The following is an 18235-nucleotide window of genomic DNA, read 5'->3' as shown; positions in this document are numbered from 1 at the left end:
AATACAATGCATAATCTGGAATAATAAAATAAGCGTGAAGAATAAAAAATAAAACTGATTATAAACTGCAGACAGTAGAAGGTAGATTGTGCTGCAAAAGAAGAAAAGAAGCTTTTGCTGTAGAATCTACATCCTACAGTCTGTGGTTTAAGTAAGAGGAGGATTGTATAATGCAAAAAACTTTCAGCATGGAGATAGCTGGTAGAAAACTTACTGTTGAGACTGGAAAGCTTGCTCAACTGGCAAATGGTTCGGCATTGATTAGGTATGGTGATACCGTTGTACTGTCAACAGCTACCGCTTCGGCAGCACCCAGAGAAGGAATTGACTTTTTCCCTTTGAGTGTGGATTATGAAGAAAGGTTGTATGCTGTAGGAAAGATTCCCGGAGGTTTTATCAAGAGAGAAGGTAAACCGTCGGAAAAGGCAATACTTACATCCAGGGTTATAGACAGACCGTTAAGACCTTTATTTCCAAAGGATTTAAGGAATGATGTGGCGATTGTAAACACCGTATTGTCCGTTGATCAGGATAACTCTCCTGAGATTGCTGCTTTACTGGGATCTTCTATAGCTCTGTCAATTTCAGATATACCGTTTAAAGGCCCTGTTGGAGGAGTTATACTGGGTCTTATTGACGGTGAAGTAATTATAAACCCTAATGAAAAACAGAGAGAAGAAAGCCAGATGTATATTACTTTGGCAGGTACAAGGGATAAGATTGTTATGATAGAGGCAGGAGCAAATGAGGTTCCTGATGAAATGATTCTGGATGCTATCAAAAAAGGCCATGACGAGATAAAAAGAATTGTTGAGTTTATAGATGAAATTGTAAAGGAAATCGGTAAGCCTAAATTTGAATACGAATCTGCGGAAGTTCCGGAGGAAATATTTAGTGCTGTCAAAGAATTTGCCTATGACAGGATGAGAGAAGCCGTACTTGCTGTGGACAAGCAGGTAAGAGATGATAATATTACGGCACTTACTACGGAAGCAACAGAGCATTTTGCCGAGATATTCCCTGAGATGGAATCAGTCATCAAAGAGGCAATGTACAAGCTGGAAAAGAAAGTCGTAAGGGAATATATTTTGGAAGAAGGCAAAAGAGTTGATGGAAGGAGACTTGACGAAATAAGGCCTCTATCTGCTGAAGTAGGGTTACTTCCTAGAGTCCATGGCTCAGGTCTTTTCTCAAGAGGACAGACCCAGGTGCTTTCAAGCGTTACATTAGGTGCTATGGGAGATGTTCAGATACTGGATGGTATCGACCCTGAAGAAACAAAAAGATATATGCATCACTATAACTTCCCCGGATACAGTGTGGGTGAAGCCAAGACTTCAAGAGGTCCCGGAAGAAGAGAAATTGGGCACGGAGCCCTTGCAGAAAGAGCGTTGGAACCTGTGATTCCGAGAGAAGAAGAATTTCCATATACGATAAGGGTTGTATCCGAAGTGCTTATGTCAAACGGATCCACATCTCAAGGAAGTGTTTGCGGAAGTACTCTGGCGCTTATGGACGCAGGTGTACCTATCAAAAAACCGGTTGCGGGAATTTCTGCCGGTTTGGTTGTTGACGAGAATAATCCGGACAGGTTTGTGACCTTTATGGATATTCAGGGCATAGAGGATTTCTTTGGCGATATGGACTTTAAGGTGGCAGGAACAAAGGATGGGATAACTGCTATTCAGGTTGATATAAAGGTGGACGGACTTACCGAAGAAATTATAAAGCAGGCATTTGAGCTTACAAGGAATGGACGTCTGCATATTATTGACAATGTATTGTTGAAGGCTATACCAGAACCAAGGAAAGAAATGTCCAGGTATGCACCGAAGATTATTTCAACCTCAATAAATCCTGATAAAATCAGAGAGGTAATAGGTCCTGGCGGTAAAATGATAAACAAGATAATTGACGAAACTGGGGTAAAAATAGACATTAATGACGACGGAAAGGTTTATATATTCAGTTCCGATTCGGAAGCCGGTAAAAGGGCTCTGACCATGATAGAGGGAATTGCAAAGGATATTGAACCGGGACAGGTCTTTATGGGTAAGGTTATGAGGGTTACATCTTTTGGTGCTTTTGTAGAATTCCTCCCAGGAAAAGAAGGCCTCGTTCATATCAGCAAGCTGGATAAAAAGAGAGTCGAAAAGGTTGAGGATGTAGTAAATGTCGGTGATCAGATACTTGTCAAGGTTATGGAAATCGACAAGCAGGGACGTATAAATCTTTCAAGGAAGGATGCAATGGAAGGCGAAGGGGATAATAAGAATTCCTGATGCTTAACGCTACTGTTTTAGAGATATATTAATTTTAAAAAGTAAGGCGTGAATTTTGTAACATTTGCGCCTTACTTAATTTCATATATAAAACATGGAGGTTATATGTATAAACGTGTAAAGTTAGAAAACGGTATCAGGATTGTTTGTGAGAAAATTCCTTATCTTAGATCTGTTTCTATCGGTATCTGGGTTGGAACTGGTTCAAGGAATGAAACTCTAGCCAATAACGGGATATCTCACTTTATTGAACATATGCTTTTTAAGGGGACTTATAATAGGAGTGCTAGAGAAATTGCTGACAGCATTGATAGCATTGGAGGTCAACTTAACGCGTTTACAGGAAAGGAATGTACGTGCTATTATACAAAGACCCTTGATTCTCATGCTGATATTGCATTGGATGTTCTTTCGGATATGTTTTTTAATTCCAGATTTGAGCATAGGGATATAGATATTGAAAAGAAAGTGATTTTAGAAGAGATTGGGATGTATGAGGATTCGCCGGAGGAATTGGTGCATGATATCTTGTCGGAAACGGTATGGAAGGATAATTCCCTTGGATTTCCCATTTTAGGGACTTGTGACACCCTTTCTCACATTGATAAAGATAAAATCAGAGCCTACATGCAAGAGAGGTATTTGCCGGAGAATACAGTCATAGCTGTTGCCGGAAACTTTGAAGAGGATAGGATAATTGATAGTGTAAGGGAAAAATTCGGCGCTTGGAAGAGTAATGGCAAAGATAGTAAAGATATTGAAGCTGCAAAGTTTAAAGTAGATTCTAAAATCAAGGTTAAGGATACAGAGCAAATACACATATGTATGGGATTTCAGGGTATTGCCCATGGAAGTGATGAATTATATCCTCTACTGGCCGTAAATAATGTACTGGGCGGTGGAATGAGTTCAAGGATGTTTCAGAAAATTAGGGAGGAAATGGGATTGGTGTATTCTATATACTCATACCCATCATCCTATAGAAATGCAGGTCTGTTTACGATATATGCCGGAATGAATGCTGAGCATTTGGAAAAGGTTGTAGACCTTATAATAAAAGAAATTAAGATTCTTTTAAAAGAAGGCATTTCTAAGGATGAGCTTATCAAATCCAAAGAACAGCTCAAGGGTAACTATATACTTGGACTTGAGAGTACCAGCAGCAGGATGAACAGTATAGGAAAGTCAGAGGTCCTCATGGATACTATATATACTCCGGATGAAATATTAAATAAGATTGATGCAATAAATCAAGAAAGAGTCGAACAGATTATTAAGAATATTTTCTGTTTGAATAGAATCAGTTTTTCGATAGTGGGTAACATAAAAAAAGAAATAGATATTAGTAAAATGATCGATGCTTGAATATTAAAAAAGCCTCGAAGCCAAAAACTTAATTGGTTTCGAGGCTTTTTTAATGCGTTGATGCCCAAAGCTTAATTGTAATTAAACAAGCACTTATAAATTCAAATGTACATAAGATATACTAAGTCACCATAAATCGGTTCATAATGCAAAACTAAAGAGGTTTTATTTGAAATTCTTAATGTGACTTGTATTTCTACAAACAGGAGGAGGTAATATAGTGAAGAATAAGATATTTACAATTATTGGCGGTGATCTTAGGAGTGTTAAGTTAGCTGAGTTGATTGCATCAGAAGGAAATAAGGTTAACATATATGGGTTTAAGAATGCAAACTTCGAGATAGAAATTGAAGAGAGTGGAAGTCTTGAACGTGCTATTGAGGAAGCTGATGTAGTAGTAGGTCCGACCCCATGTTCGACAGATGGGGAAACACTCAATGCACCTTTTCATCCTCAAAGAGTTTTTATTAAAGACATATTTAAAATGATGAAGAAAAGCCAGCTGTTTATAGCAGGGAGAATCAGTGAAAAGATTGCTCAACTTGCAGATGTCTATAACGTATATTCAATAGATTTGCTCGAAAGAGAAGAAATGGCGGTTTTAAATGCCATTCCTACTGCTGAAGGAGCAATTCAAATTGCAATGGAGGAAATGCCTGTAACACTTCATGGAAGCAACGCATTGATTTTAGGATTCGGAAGGATTGGAAAAACTCTTGCAAAAATGCTCCAAGGTATTGGAAGCAATGTATATGTTGAGGCTAGGAAGTATTCAGATCTGGCGTGGATTGAAAGCTATGGTTACAAACCGATTTTCATAAGCGAACTGGAGGAATACATAGAGAGGTCAAATGTTATTTTTAATACTATTCCCAGCATTGTGATGGATGAAGACTTGCTTAGGAAAGTGAATAAGGATTGCATTTTAATAGATCTCGCTTCTAAGCCTGGTGGGATTAACTTTGAAAAGGCAAAGGAGATGGGCATAAAAACAATATGGGCGCTTTCACTTCCGGGAAAAGTAGCACCTGTGACAGCAGCCAGATTTATTAGAGATACTGTTAGTAATATTATTGATGAGTTGGGGGTATAAGAATATGTTGCTGGACGGGATTAAAATTGGATTTGGAATTACCGGTTCCTTTTGCACCCTAGACAAAGTAATACCTGAGGTCGAAAAGCTTGTGAGCAATGGAGCGAAGGTTTTTCCGATACTGTCGGATTCGGTGAGTAAATTTGATACAAGATTTGGAAGAGCAGAGGATTTTAGGTTGAAACTTGAAGGGATTACAGGGAACAAGATTATAAATAGTATTATTGAAGCGGAGCCAATAGGCCCAAAATCTCTTCTTGATATAATAGTTGTAGCGCCATGCACCGGTAATACCTTGGCCAAAATCGCAAACGGAATAACCGACACTACGGTAACTATGGCATGTAAGGCTCACCTTAGAAATCAAAAGCCGTTGGTTATTGCAATTTCTACAAATGACGGGTTGGGAGCAAATGCAAAAAACATTGGAATGCTTTTAAATATGAAAAATATCTATCTTGTGCCCTTTGGTCAGGATGGACCGGGTACTAAGCCGAACTCTTTAGTGGCAGACACTACTAAGATAATGCCTACAATCCTTGAGGCATTGAATCATAAACAGATTCAACCATTGCTCATAAAATATTAATTAATCCAAAACTCAAAACAGTGTTAACAAGTAGGAGCTGAAATATAAGCTTCTATTTTTTTTTGGCCTCTTGGAATGAAATGAAAGAGGCAAAAGCGAAGGGACTCGATGCCCGAGATTTTTTTGCTTTTGTATAAACTATATAAAAATTGCATCAAAATCGATGTGAAAATATATAAAAAGTGTATTGACTTTCATTATATAAAACGTTACAATTATATCGATAACAAAATATCGATATAAAGTTATAGATAAAAAATTATAGATATTAGTTATCACCGCTGTACCTGCATTAAAAAGGAGTGGATTGTCTTGGAAAGTACAATTAGTATAATTAATTAATAAAAGAAAGGAACCAAAATAATTATGAATCCAAAAGCTATCTCCAAACAGACTCTTTTAAGATTACCTTCATATTTGAGCTACTTAAAGTCTCTGCCGGAGCATGGTTGTGAGAATGTATCTGCTACAATGATTGCTTCAGCCCTGGGGCTGAATGATGTGCAAGTTAGAAAGGATCTGGCCTGCGTCAGCAAAAAGGGGCGTCCCAAGCTTGGATATGTTACTGAGGAGTTGATAAGTGATATAGAAAGTTTTCTTGGGTATGACGATTTGAATGATGCAATAATTATAGGTGCAGGAAGGCTTGGAGGAGCTCTTTTGTCCTATGAGGGCTTTAATGAATATGGATTGAATATTGTTGCGGCCTTTGATGTTGATGAAAGTAAAATTGGAACTGAGATTTGCGGCAAAAAGGTATTAGACATAAGCAAAATAAAGGAATTATGCAAGAGAATGAAGATTCGTATAGGCATCATAACCGTCCCCGGACATTCAGCTCAAAAAGTATGCGATATACTTGTAGACAGCGGAATATTTGCAATATGGAATTTTGCACCTGTTCACCTTAAAGTACCGGATAATATTTTAGTTCAGCAGGAAAATATGGCTGCATCGCTGGCTGTACTTTCCGCTCACTTAGCAGAATCAATAAAAAAGAATGAAATATGAAAAGGAGATGAAAAAAATGAGCAATAAATATGAAATCATAGACAATGTTGAAAAGCTAGAAAAAGCTATAAAACGCTTAAAAGAAGCTCAGAGCGTTTATGCAAACTATACGCAGGAACAGGTTGACAAAATATTCTTTGCAGCGGCTATGGCAGCTAATAAAATGAGAATTCCCCTTGCGAAAATGGCTGTAGAGGAAACCGGTATGGGAGTGGTTGAGGATAAGGTTATCAAAAACCACTATGCGGCTGAATATATTTATAACGCATATAAGAATACCAAAACCTGCGGTGTTATTGAAGAGGATACTGCTTTCGGTATTAAGAAAATTGCAGAACCGTTGGGAGTTATTGCAGCGGTTATACCTACTACGAATCCTACATCAACAGCTATTTTTAAGACTCTTATTGCATTAAAGACAAGAAATGCCATTATTATAAGCCCACATCCGAGAGCAAAGAATTCAACAATTGAAGCAGCCAAGATTGTTTTGGAAGCAGCAGTCGCGGCTGGCGCTCCCGAAGGCATTATTGACTGGATTGATGTACCGAGTCTGGAGCTCACCAACATGGTTATGAAAGAGGCAGATATAATTCTTGCAACGGGAGGTCCCGGAATGGTGAAAGCAGCTTACTCCTCAGGTAAGCCGGCTATCGGTGTTGGAGCGGGCAATACTCCTGCCATTATTGATGATTCAGCTGACATTCTTATGGCAGTGAACTCAATAATACATTCAAAAACCTTCGATAACGGTATGATTTGTGCTTCAGAACAGTCAGTTATCGTTTTAGATGGAGTATACAAAGAGGTAAAGAAGGAATTTGCCGAAAGAGGATGTTATTTCTTAAATAAGGAAGAAACTGAAAAGGTAAGAAAAACAATAATCATAAACGGTGCATTAAATGCCAAAATAGTAGGTCAGAAGGCCCATGCTATTGCAAAGCTTGCAGGATTTGAGGTGCCCGAGTCTACAAAAATTCTAATAGGTGAAGTTACCAGCGTGGATATTTCCGAAGAATTCGCCCATGAAAAATTGTCCCCTGTGCTGGCGATGTATAGAGCGAAGGATTTTGAGGATGCCCTTGACAAAGCAGAAAGGTTGATAGCTGACGGTGGCTTTGGACATACTTCATCACTGTATATTGATACGGTAACACAGAAGGAAAAACTTGATAAGTACTCGGAGAGGATGAAAACCTGCCGTATATTGGTTAATACTCCGTCATCCCATGGTGGTATCGGTGACCTGTACAACTTTAAGCTTGCTCCATCTCTTACCCTTGGCTGTGGTTCTTGGGGAGGAAATTCAGTTTCCGACAATGTAGGGGTTAAGCATTTACTAAACATTAAAACAGTTGCCGAGAGGAGAGAGAATATGCTCTGGTTCAGATCGCCGGAAAAGATTTATATTAAAAAAGGTTGTCTGCCTGTTGCATTGGATGAGCTTAAAAATGTGATGGGTAAAAAGAAAGTATTTATTGTAACGGATACCTTCTTGTATAATAACGGCTACACCAAGCCGATTACAGATAAGTTGGATGAAATGGGGATTATGCACAAGACCTTCTTTGATGTAGCTCCCGACCCATCCCTTGCATGTGCTAAGGCCGGTGCGGCAGAAATGACGGCCTTCCAGCCTGATGCCATAATTGCAGTCGGTGGCGGCTCCGCTATGGATGCAGCTAAAATTATGTGGGTAATGTATGAACATCCTGAAGTGGACTTTATGGATATGGCAATGAGATTTGTGGATATAAGAAAGAGGGTTTACACCTTCCCGAAGATGGGACAGAAGGCATACTTTATTGCAATTCCTACAACAGCAGGTACAGGTTCTGAGGTTACACCTTTTGCGGTAATTACCGATGAGAAGACAGGGGTTAAATATCCTTTGGCAGACTATGAATTGATGCCAAACATGGCAATTGTTGATGCCGATATGATGATGAATGCACCAAAGGGACTCACCAGCGCATCAGGTATAGACGCATTGACTCACGCTTTAGAGGCTTATGTTTCAATGCTTGCGACTGACTACACCGATAGTTTGGCACTACGTGCAATAAAGATGGTATTTGAATATCTCCCACGAGCCTATGACAACGGTGCGAAGGATCCGATAGCAAGAGAAAAAATGGCCAATGCTGCAACAATAGCCGGAATGGCTTTTGCCAATGCCTTCTTGGGTATATGTCACTCAATGGCACACAAGCTGGGTGCATTTTACCACCTGCCTCACGGTGTTGCCAATGCACTCATGATAAATGAAGTAATCCGATTTAATGCATCGGAGGTTCCAACGAAAATGGGTACCTTCTCGCAGTATGACCATCCGCACACTTTGGCAAGGTATGCTGAAATTGCCGATTATTTAAGCATCAAAGGCAAGAATAATGAAGAAAAAGTTGAGAACTTGATAAAGGCTATTGACGAACTCAAAGAAAAGGTTGGCATCAAGAAAACCATTAAAGATTATGACGTAGATGAGAAGGAATTCTTAGAAAGACTTGATGAAATGGTAGAACAGGCTTTTGACGACCAGTGCACAGGCGCAAATCCAAGATATCCGCTTATGAGTGAAATAAAACAATTATATCTAAATGCTTATTATGGAGGTGCGAAGTAATGAAGCTTGAAAAGGTTATAGCAGTAAGAACGGATAAGACTGTTTACAGAGACGGAGATATGGCAATAAAGGTTTTTTGCAGCAACTATTCGAAAGCAAATGTGTTGAATGAAGCTTTAAATCAGGCCAGGGTAGAGGAAACCGGACTTAACATTCCAAAGCTTCTCGAGGTTACAAAAATTGAAGACAAATGGGCAATTGTTACGGAATTTATTGAAGGAAACACCCTAGAACAGCTTATGAAGGAAAACCCTCATAAATATGATGAATACCTGAATTTATTTGTTGATATTCAGCTAGAGGTTTTAAGCAAAAAAGCTCCTTTATTAAACAAGCTAAAAGACAAAATGCACAGAAAAATTTCCGAGACCGGACTTGATGCTACAACACGTTATGAGCTTCATACAAGACTTGGAAGCATGCCCGAGCATAATAAGGTATGCCATGGAGATTTCAACCCAAGCAATATTATTATGACCAAAGATGGAACACCTTATATACTTGATTGGTCACATGCTACTCAGGGAAATGCCAGTGCCGATGCTGCAAGAACATATCTTTTGTTCTGGCTATCCGGCAATATTGATAAGGCGGATAAGTATTTGAATCTATTCTGCAAAAAGAGCGATACTGCAAAACAGTATGTTCAAAAGTGGATTTCAATTGTAGCGGCATCACAGCTTGTAAAAGGCAGAGAAGTTGAAAGGGAATTCTTAATGCACTGGATAGATGTTGTAGATTATGAATAGGAGGTATTTTTGATGAAGGTATCTATTTGTATAGGAAGCTCCTGCCATTTGAAAGGTGCAAGACAGATAGTGGAACAGCTGCAAAGCCTGGTTGCCGACTATGATCTAAACGAGAAGATTGAACTGGGTGGGGCATTTTGCATGAAAAACTGTGTTAATGGTGTCAGCGTGACAATTGATGATAAACTGTTTTCAGTTACACCTGAAAATGTGAAAAGCTTTTTTGAAACAGAAATTCTTAAAGGGATAAAAGATTAAAGAATAAAAAGTAAGCAGTGCCACTGGTGAAGAAGGAGAGCGAGTTTAATGACGGAATGTTTGCAGACAAAAAAATCTAATTGCAAGAACTGCTATAAATGCATAAGACATTGTCCGGTTAAGTCGTTGAAATTCACTGACGGTCAGGCTCATATAGTAAGAGATGAATGCGTTTTGTGCGGCGAATGCTATGTCGTTTGCCCGCAAAACGCAAAGCAAATACGATCGGATATTGAAAAGGCTAAACAGTTGGTTTTGGAAAATGATGTTTATGTGAGTATTGCTCCGTCCTTTGTTGCATGGTTTCATAATAAAAGCATATATGACATGGAACAGGCATTAATAAAGCTTGGTTTTAAAGGGGCGGATGAGACAGCAAAAGGTGCTTATATTGTCAAAAGACAATATGAGAAAATGATAGAAGACAAAAAAAGCAGAATTATAATATCTTCGTGTTGCCATACGGTAAATACCCTGATTCAAAGACATTATACCGGAGCAATTCCGTATCTGGCAGATGTGCTGTCACCGATGCTGGCCCATGCACAGATGTTGAAAAATGAGCATAAAGGTTCGAAAGTTGTGTTTATTGGACCGTGCATTTCAAAAAAAGACGAGGCTGAAAAGTATAAAGGCTACGTGGAACTTGTGCTTACCTTCGATGAACTGGATGAATGGTTGCAAGCAGAGAATATAACAATTGACAGCCAAAAGAGCGAGAGTAAAGAGGGAAGGACCAGGAGTTTTCCTATTTCCGGAGGCATTATCAGCAGTATGGATAAAACAGACGGATATCATTATATGATAGTGGACGGCATGGAAAACTGTATAAATGCACTGGATAATATAGACAGCGAAGAACTTAGCAATTGCTTTATTGAGATGTCGGCCTGTAGCGGCAGCTGCATAAACGGCCCGGCCGCAAGGAGAAAAAGCAACAATATTGTCGGGGGTATATTAGCTGTTAATCAAAATACTGGAGCAAAGGATTTTTCGATTCCGATACCTGAGTCTGAAGGACTAAAAAAGGAAATGCATTTTGAAGGCGTGCACAAGATAATGCCCGGCAGTACTGCTATTCAAGAGATTTTAAAGAAAATGGGCAAAGCTTCCATAGAGCAGGAGTTAAACTGCGGTAGCTGCGGTTATGATACATGCCGCGATAAAGCAATAGCGGTACTTAATGGAAAAGCAGATCTTACAATGTGTCTTCCATACTTGAAGGAAAAAGCAGAAAGCTTTTCCGATGCAATTATTAAGAATACACCCAACGGTGTTATAGTTTTGAATGAAGAACTTGAAATTCAGCAAATAAACAGTGCCGCAAAAGGAATCTTAAACTTAAGTCCATCTACAGATCTTCTAGGAAGTCCCGTTATCAGAATCCTTGACCCAATTGATTATATTTTGGCATTAAATGAAGGCAAAAACTGTTACTACAAGAGAAAGTATTTTGCTGAATATCAAAAATATGTTGATGAAACGATAATCTACGATAAAGAATATCACGTTATTATCATAATAATGAAGGATATTAGTCAGGAAGAGAAAATCAAAGCGCAGAAAAACAAGCAAAGCGAGGCAGCAATTGAAATAGCGGATAAGGTTGTTGAAAAACAAATGCGTGTAGTGCAGGAAATAGCACTGCTTTTAGGAGAAACAGCCGCCGAGACTAAAATTGCTTTGACCAAGCTGAAGGAGACTATGGAGGATGAATGATTTATGTGTGGATTTAGGATATAGAAGCCTTAACAAATTCGGTGAGCAATTATGTGGTGATATGATACAAGTTGTCAAAGATAATGACACTACGATTCTAGTTTTGGCTGATGGCTTGGGAAGTGGCGTAAAGGCCAATATTTTATCCACCCTTACCTCAAAAATTATTTCAACGATGATTGCGGAGCATATGAGCATTGAAGAATGTGTTGGTACAATTATGTCAACCCTGCCGGTTTGTAAGGTTAGAGGTATTGCTTATTCAACATTTACTATAATAAGGATTAGCAATAACACCTATGCCGAAATAATTCAGTATGACAATCCCTTAGTAGTACTTGTGCGCGATGGAAAAAAGTATGATTATCCAACTCAGACTAAAATAATATCGGGTAAAAAAATTGTTGAATCAAAAATACGACTGAATTGTGATGATGTGTTTGTTGCAATGAGTGATGGGGCAATTTATGCTGGAGTAGGTCAGACATTAAACTACGGCTGGCAAAGGGAGAATATTATTGAGTTTATTGAATCCCATTATGATAGAAGTCTTTCTGCCAATGCTATTACATCTCTTTTGCTTGATACGTGTAACAACTTGTATGCAAATATGCCCGGAGATGATACGACTATTGCAACAATTAAGATAAGAAAAAGAAAAGTAGTTAACCTGATGTTCGGTCCACCACAAAATCCTGATGATGTATACAATATGATGTCTTTGTTTTTTGCAAAGCAGGGAAGGCATATTGTATGTGGCGGTACCACATCAACGCTTGCTGCACAGTTTCTAGGCAAGAAGCTGGAGACATCCATTGATTATATCGACCCGAGAATTCCGCCCGTTGCTAAAATTGAGGGGGTCGATCTGGTAACGGAGGGTGTATTGACAATAAGTCTGGTTCTGGAATATGCAAAGGACTATATTGATAAAAATGCTCTTTATAACGAGTGGCATAATAAAAATGACGGTGCTTCAAGAATAGCAAGAATGCTTTTTGAAGAAGCAACGGATATCAATTTCTATGTTGGAAGGGCTATTAATCCTGCCCACCAGAATCCAAAACTACCCATCGGATTTAACATCAAAATGCAGTTGGTGGAGGAGCTTTCAAACACTCTAAAGCAAATGGGCAAAACAATAAATCTTAGCTATTTTTGAGGTGAATAAAATGAACGAAACGTTTGATTATAGCGTGGTTGACGGTATTCTGTCTGAACACGGTATTTCTGAAACTGCAATTATCGCGATACTTCAAAGCATTCAGGAAGAATATCACTATATACCCAAAGAGGTATTCCCATATCTTTCAAAAAAACTCAAAGTAAGTGAAGCGAGAATATTCAGTGTTGCAACATTTTATGAAAACTTTTCATTGGAACCAAAGGGGAAATTTATAATAAAAGTTTGTGATGGAACGGCATGCCATGTAAGAAAATCAATTCCGATTATAGAACGTCTCAGAAAAGAATTGGGTCTTTCCAATACCAAGCCGACAACGGATGATTTGATGTTTACTGTTGAAACAGTATCCTGTCTTGGAGCATGTGGTCTTGCTCCTGTAATAACGGTAAATGATAAAGTGTATGCCGAAATGACTCCCGACAAAGCCTCCGAGCTCATAAAAGAATTAAGGGAGGGAAATTGTGATGATTAATAATAGAGAAGAATTGCAAAAAGCCCGGGAGATGTACGCAAAATGCCTTATGGCAGAAAAGAAGAAGATTCTTGTTTGTGCCGGCACGGGTTGTGTATCCGGCGGCGCTCTTGAGATTTTTGACCGACTCTCGGAGTTGATTTCAAAAAGGGGATTGAATTGTCAAGTTGAATTGAAAAATGAACCCCACGACAATACTATCGGACTGAAGAAAAGCGGCTGCCATGGTTTTTGTGAAATGGGACCTCTTATTAGAATCGAACCGGAAGGTTATCTATATACCAAGATTAAGCTTGGAGATTGTGAAGAGATTGTGGAAAGGACGATAGTAGCGGGGGAGCATATAGAAAGACTGGCTTATAAGCAAAACGGAACTGTATACAAAAAACAGGATGAGATTCCCTTTTATAAGAGGCAGACCCGTCTTGTACTGGAACATTGTGGCCAAATTGATTCCACATCTATAAATGAATACCTTGCAACTGGCGGATATTATGCGTTGGAAAAAGCGCTGTTTGAAATGAGTAGCGATGAAATCATAAATGAAATCACAGAAGCCAATCTTCGCGGACGCGGAGGCGGAGGGTTCCCGGCAGGACGCAAATGGGCGCAGGTAAAAAGACAGAGCGCAAAGCAAAAGTATGTTGTGTGCAACGGAGATGAAGGTGACCCGGGGGCCTTTATGGACAGGAGTATTATGGAGGGTGATCCTCACAGAATGCTGGAAGGAATGATGATTGCAGGTCTTGCCTGTGGGGCCTCGGAGGGGTATATTTATGTGCGTGCCGAATACCCCATGGCGGTATCCAGGCTTAAAAAAGCTATTGAGCAGGCCAAAGAGTGTGGATTGCTTGGTGAAAATATATTGGGAAGTGATTTTAGCTTCAATATTCATATAAATCGCGGCGCTGGCGCTTTCGTTTGCGGTGAGGGCAGTGCGCTTACGGCATCGATTGAAGGAAAAAGAGGTATGCCTAGGGTAAAGCCGCCAAGAACTGTAGAACATGGATTGTTTGATATGCCGACGGTTTTAAACAATGTTGAAACCTATGCCAACGTTCCCCTTATTATCAAAAACGGAGCTGGTTGGTATAAATCTGTGGGAACGGAAAAAAGCCCCGGAACAAAAGCTTTTGCGCTGACGGGAAACATAGAAAATACCGGTCTTATTGAGGTTCCTATGGGGACAACCCTGCGGGAAGTGATATTTGACATTGGCGGAGGTATGAGGGGCGGTGCAGATTTTAAGGCCGTTCAAATCGGAGGTCCGTCAGGTGGATGCTTGTCCACAGAGAATTTGGATCTTCCGCTGGATTTTGACTCGCTGAAAAAAGCCGATGCAATGATTGGTTCCGGTGGACTGGTTGTAATGGACAATAACACTTGTATGGTTGAAGTTGCACGCTTTTTTATGAACTTTACCCAGAATGAATCCTGTGGAAAATGTGTACCCTGTCGTGAAGGTACAAAGAGGATGCTGGAGATTTTGGAGAGAATTGTTGAAGGAAACGGCCGAGACGGTGATATAGAACTTCTTCTGGAGCTGGCGGACACAATTTCGGCAACGGCACTTTGTGGATTAGGCAAGGCAGCGGCGTATCCTGTTGTAAGCACAATTAAAAACTTCCGGGAAGAATATGAAGCCCATATTTATGATAAGAAATGTCCGACGGGCAATTGCCAAAAGCTAAAAACCATTACAATTGATGCTGCTTTGTGCAAAGGCTGTTCAAAGTGTGCAAGAAGTTGTCCTGTAGGGGCAATAACAGGCAAGATTAAAGAACCTTTTGTTATAGACCAGAGCAAATGTATTAAGTGCGGGGCATGTATTGAAACTTGTGCATTCCACGCAATATTGGAGGGCTGAAGAAATGGATAATAGAGATTATATGATGATAGACGGTATTCCTGTTGAGATAAACGATGAAAAAAACCTTCTTGAGCTTATTCGAAAAGCAGGTATTAAGCTTCCGACCTTCTGCTATCATTCTGAATTGTCGATTTACGGTGCCTGCCGTATGTGCATGGTTGAAAATGAGTGGGGAGGATTGGATGCTGCGTGTTCCACCCCTCCGAAGGCTGGTATGAGTATAAAAACAAACACAGAAAGACTGCAAAAATACCGTAAAATGATTCTGGAGCTTTTGCTTGCCAATCATTGCCGTGATTGCACAACCTGCAATAACAACGGAAAATGCAAATTGCAGGATCTTGCAATGAGATATAATATAAGTCGTGTTCGATTCCCAAACACTGCTTCGGAGCCGGATGTAGATGATTCTTCCCTTTGCATAACAAGGGATCGGAGCAAATGCATACTTTGCGGGGACTGTGTTCGTGTATGCAGTGAGGTGCAGAATGTAGGGGCTATTGATTTTGCGTACAGAGGCTCAAAAATGACAATTAGCACGGTATTTGACAAACCCATTGCCGAATCCGATTGTGTTGGCTGCGGACAATGTGCGTTAGCGTGCCCCACCGGTGCAATTGTCGTAAAAGACGATACCCGTAAGCTATGGAAGGATATCTATGATAAAAACACCCGAGTTTCTGTGCAGATAGCACCGGCTGTCCGCGTTGCGCTTGGGAAGGAGCTTGGCTTGAACGATGGAGAAAATGCTATAGGCAAAATTGTGGCAGCGCTGCGACGAATGGGATTTGATGATATATTTGATACGTCAACCGGAGCAGATCTAACGGTTTTGGAAGAATCGGCGGAATTACTGAAACGCATTAAAGAAGGAAAAAATGATATGCCTCTCTTTACATCATGCTGCCCTGCATGGGTAAACTACTGCGAGAAATTCTATCCTGAGCTTTTGCCGCATGTTTCAACATGTCGTTCACCGATGGAGATGTTTGCCGCTGTCATAAAGGAAGAATATTCAACCTCCAGTAAACGGTTGGTACATGTTGCTGTTATGCCTTGTACAGCGAAAAAATTTGAGGCTGCCCGTGAGGAATTTAAAGTTAATGGTGTACCAAATGTTGATTATGTTATATCAACCCAAGAGCTTATTCAGATGATTAAGGAATCGGGAATAATATTCTCTGATTTGGAGCCCGAAGCAATCGATATGCCCTTTGGAACATATACCGGGGCTGGTGTAATCTTTGGTGTAACTGGTGGTGTTACAGAAGCGGTTTTAAGAAGAGTGGTTTCCGACAAATCTGCCACATCTTTTAGATCACTGGCCTACACCGGTGTGCGGGGGATGAAGGGAGTAAAGGAAGCTTCGGTTATGTATGGAGACAGAAAGCTTAGAATTGCGGTGGTCAGCGGACTTAAAAATGCCAGCGATTTGATTGAAAAGATCAAATCAGGAGAGCATTATGACTTGGTTGAGGTTATGGCATGTCCAGGAGGTTGTATAAATGGAGGAGGCCAACCCTTTGTCCAGAGCGAGGAAAAAGAAAAGAGGGGCAAGGGGCTATACAGTGCGGATAAGCTATGCAATATCAAGTCCTCAGAGGAAAATCCCCTTATGATGACGCTTTATAAGGGCGCCTTAAAGGGCAGGGTCCATGAACTTCTTCATGTTGATTATGCTGCAAAGAAGGAGGCAAAGTAGTATGCTGGAGATCAAAGTTTGTATTGGTAGCTCGTGCCATTTGAAGGGTTCTTATAATGTCATTAATGAATTTCAGCATCTTATTGAAGAAAATTCTTTGCATGATAAAATCGATATAAAAGCAACCTTTTGTATGAAGCAGTGTCAAAAGAGTGGAGTTGCTGTAGAGGTCAATAATGAAATTTTCGGTGTTTTGCCCGAGGCTGCAGAGGAATTTTTTAATAATGTGATTTTGCCAAAAGTGTAGTTAATAGATAATAAACTCTACTTTAAGAGAACTAAAAGGGCGGCTTTGTAGCTGCCCTTTAGCTTCAAAAATGATATGTTAATATCGTTCCAAAATGGTAATTTCGTCAGAACCTACATCAAAGTATTCAATTTTCCATTCGTTATTTTTCTTTTTCAGATATGCTGTGAATTCAGTTTTTCGAAGTAGTTTTGTTTTATCGGTTGTAATTGTTTGAAGTTCATAGTATTTGAATTCTACATTGTTTGAGTCCGTAACAGACAAACTAACCGGTTCAATTTCCGATTCGTATGTATAGGGAGAACCTTCAAAGTAGGGATACTTTAATGACTCGAGATCTGATTCATTCAATAAATCTGCAAAGTAGAAGCAATTGATATATGCATCAAAATCCCGGGCATTTCTGGCGTTATAGAAAGAGGTCACAACATCCTGAGGAATACTAAAGGGGTAGCTTTCGATATAATCGAGCATAAGTATTTTCCATTCAGAGTTCATTTTTACAAGAATTGCTGTGACTTTTTTTGTGGAGATGGCAAATCTATTGTTGTTACCTCTCAATTTTGCTATCTCTAGGTATGTAAATTCTGCGATCCTGTTTCCGTAAGTATGCTCTAAAGGTTCTATTGTGTATTGGATTCTCTCGTTGTAAAAGGTTTGTTTGAGACTTTCTATATCATTTTCAGATAACATGTCAGCGGCATAGAAACTACCGATATACTGATCAAAATCATTGTTGTTGCTGGCATCGTACATACTGTAAACAACACTTTCAGGCAAATCAGCATCCTGTGCAAAAACAGGAGTAACAGCCATTGAAGAACATAAGCAAATAATAAGAATTAGAAATGATGATAGTGCTTTTCTTATTTTCATAATTTTTTATCCCCTTTCAATACAGAATTTTATAGTATTTTTTATTAATTCTATACTATAATCCCACAAATTTCAATGACACATTTAAAGTCTTATTCCAAAACTTCTGTATATCAAAACAAATCAATTGTAAAGAGAAGCAAAATATAGTAATATAAATATAAAGGGAAAAGTATAATTTTAGTTAATA

The 18235-nt window shown here is 39.4% G+C and carries 15 protein-coding genes; 14 read left to right on the top strand and 1 reads right to left on the bottom strand.

All coding sequences use genetic code 11. The features are described 5' to 3' along the window. The first annotated feature begins 170 nt into the window (after positions 1 to 170). From EFD62_RS03540 to EFD62_RS03475, 14 genes are all read left to right on the top strand, one after another. Complete coding sequence (locus tag EFD62_RS03540) at positions 171 to 2282, top strand: polyribonucleotide nucleotidyltransferase (protein WP_128705741.1); 2112 nt, start codon at positions 171 to 173, stop codon at positions 2280 to 2282. Positions 2283 to 2387: 105 nt separating this feature from the next. Next, entirely contained in the window at positions 2388 to 3647 is a 1260-nt protein-coding gene (locus EFD62_RS03535) for a M16 family metallopeptidase (protein ID WP_128705740.1), read from the top strand. A gap of 220 nt (positions 3648 to 3867) precedes the next feature. After that, positions 3868 to 4740, top strand: a complete 873-nt coding sequence (gene dpsA, locus EFD62_RS03530) for a dipicolinate synthase subunit DpsA (RefSeq protein WP_069194040.1) — start codon at positions 3868 to 3870, stop codon at positions 4738 to 4740. A gap of 4 nt (positions 4741 to 4744) precedes the next feature. Next, positions 4745 to 5329 (top strand): dipicolinate synthase subunit B, encoded by a 585-nt coding sequence (locus EFD62_RS03525; protein WP_069194039.1) that lies wholly within the window; start codon positions 4745 to 4747, stop codon positions 5327 to 5329. A 363-nt stretch (positions 5330 to 5692) separates the two neighbouring features. After that, positions 5693 to 6340: a redox-sensing transcriptional repressor Rex gene (locus EFD62_RS03520; RefSeq protein WP_083225120.1), complete on the top strand. Its 648-nt coding sequence runs from the start codon at positions 5693 to 5695 to the stop codon at positions 6338 to 6340. A 7-nt stretch (positions 6341 to 6347) separates the two neighbouring features. Beyond that, on the top strand, positions 6348 to 8966 hold the full coding sequence (adhE, locus tag EFD62_RS03515) for a bifunctional acetaldehyde-CoA/alcohol dehydrogenase (RefSeq protein ID WP_069196278.1): 2619 nt from the start codon (positions 6348 to 6350) through the stop codon (positions 8964 to 8966). Then, complete coding sequence (locus EFD62_RS03510) at positions 8966 to 9715, top strand: phosphotransferase (RefSeq protein ID WP_069194037.1); 750 nt, start codon at positions 8966 to 8968, stop codon at positions 9713 to 9715. Before adhE ends, EFD62_RS03510 begins: the two co-directional genes overlap by 1 nt. A 12-nt stretch (positions 9716 to 9727) precedes the next feature. After that, positions 9728 to 9973, top strand: coding sequence for a (2Fe-2S) ferredoxin domain-containing protein (locus tag EFD62_RS03505; RefSeq protein WP_069194036.1), 246 nt, complete (start codon positions 9728 to 9730; stop codon positions 9971 to 9973). A gap of 48 nt (positions 9974 to 10021) precedes the next feature. Next, positions 10022 to 11692 carry a [Fe-Fe] hydrogenase large subunit C-terminal domain-containing protein gene (locus EFD62_RS03500; RefSeq protein ID WP_128705739.1) on the top strand — a complete coding sequence of 557 codons (1671 nt, stop codon included), beginning with the start codon at positions 10022 to 10024 and terminating at the stop codon, positions 11690 to 11692. Beyond that, positions 11685 to 12854 carry a SpoIIE family protein phosphatase gene (locus tag EFD62_RS03495; RefSeq protein ID WP_069194034.1) on the top strand — a complete coding sequence of 390 codons (1170 nt, stop codon included), beginning with the start codon at positions 11685 to 11687 and terminating at the stop codon, positions 12852 to 12854. Before EFD62_RS03500 ends, EFD62_RS03495 begins: the two co-directional genes overlap by 8 nt. A 10-nt stretch (positions 12855 to 12864) precedes the next feature. Next, positions 12865 to 13350 carry a complex I 24 kDa subunit family protein gene (locus tag EFD62_RS03490; RefSeq protein ID WP_128705738.1) on the top strand — a complete coding sequence of 162 codons (486 nt, stop codon included), beginning with the start codon at positions 12865 to 12867 and terminating at the stop codon, positions 13348 to 13350. Then, positions 13343 to 15217, top strand: coding sequence for an NADH-quinone oxidoreductase subunit NuoF (nuoF, locus tag EFD62_RS03485; RefSeq protein ID WP_069194032.1), 1875 nt, complete (start codon positions 13343 to 13345; stop codon positions 15215 to 15217). The genes EFD62_RS03490 and nuoF overlap by 8 nt, the downstream gene beginning before the upstream one ends. Positions 15218 to 15221: 4 nt before the next feature. Beyond that, positions 15222 to 16922: a [FeFe] hydrogenase, group A gene (locus EFD62_RS03480; protein WP_128705737.1), complete on the top strand. Its 1701-nt coding sequence runs from the start codon at positions 15222 to 15224 to the stop codon at positions 16920 to 16922. 1 nt (position 16923) lies between these two features. Continuing rightward, positions 16924 to 17169, top strand: coding sequence for a (2Fe-2S) ferredoxin domain-containing protein (locus tag EFD62_RS03475; protein WP_069194030.1), 246 nt, complete (start codon positions 16924 to 16926; stop codon positions 17167 to 17169). A 78-nt stretch (positions 17170 to 17247) separates the two neighbouring features. Here the strand turns inward: EFD62_RS03475 and EFD62_RS03470 are convergent, their stop codons facing one another. After that, entirely contained in the window at positions 17248 to 18045 is a 798-nt protein-coding gene (locus EFD62_RS03470) for a hypothetical protein (RefSeq protein ID WP_235832553.1), read from the bottom strand. Positions 18046 to 18235: the final 190 nt, after the last annotated feature.

This window comes from Acetivibrio mesophilus (assembly GCF_004102745.1).
Lineage (GTDB): Bacteria > Bacillota > Clostridia > Acetivibrionales > Acetivibrionaceae > Hungateiclostridium > Hungateiclostridium mesophilum.
Note: the sequence above shows the minus strand (reverse complement) of the source record. Positions and strands in the feature narration are given on the sequence as shown.

Coding starts and splice junctions, on each gene's coding strand:
- EFD62_RS03500 (WP_128705739.1), top strand. CDS start 10,022: ATGACGGAATGTTTGCAGACAAAAAAATCTAATTGCAAGAACTGCTAT.
- EFD62_RS03490 (WP_128705738.1), top strand. CDS start 12,865: ATGAACGAAACGTTTGATTATAGCGTGGTTGACGGTATTCTGTCTGAA.
- EFD62_RS03475 (WP_069194030.1), top strand. CDS start 16,924: ATGCTGGAGATCAAAGTTTGTATTGGTAGCTCGTGCCATTTGAAGGGT.
- EFD62_RS03480 (WP_128705737.1), top strand. CDS start 15,222: ATGGATAATAGAGATTATATGATGATAGACGGTATTCCTGTTGAGATA.
- EFD62_RS03510 (WP_069194037.1), top strand. CDS start 8,966: ATGAAGCTTGAAAAGGTTATAGCAGTAAGAACGGATAAGACTGTTTAC.
- EFD62_RS03535 (WP_128705740.1), top strand. CDS start 2,388: ATGTATAAACGTGTAAAGTTAGAAAACGGTATCAGGATTGTTTGTGAG.
- EFD62_RS03540 (WP_128705741.1), top strand. CDS start 171: ATGCAAAAAACTTTCAGCATGGAGATAGCTGGTAGAAAACTTACTGTT.
- EFD62_RS03470 (WP_235832553.1), bottom strand. CDS start 18,045: ATGAAAATAAGAAAAGCACTATCATCATTTCTAATTCTTATTATTTGC.
- EFD62_RS03505 (WP_069194036.1), top strand. CDS start 9,728: ATGAAGGTATCTATTTGTATAGGAAGCTCCTGCCATTTGAAAGGTGCA.
- nuoF (WP_069194032.1), top strand. CDS start 13,343: ATGATTAATAATAGAGAAGAATTGCAAAAAGCCCGGGAGATGTACGCA.
- EFD62_RS03495 (WP_069194034.1), top strand. CDS start 11,685: ATGAATGATTTATGTGTGGATTTAGGATATAGAAGCCTTAACAAATTC.
- EFD62_RS03525 (WP_069194039.1), top strand. CDS start 4,745: ATGTTGCTGGACGGGATTAAAATTGGATTTGGAATTACCGGTTCCTTT.
- adhE (WP_069196278.1), top strand. CDS start 6,348: ATGAAAAAAATGAGCAATAAATATGAAATCATAGACAATGTTGAAAAG.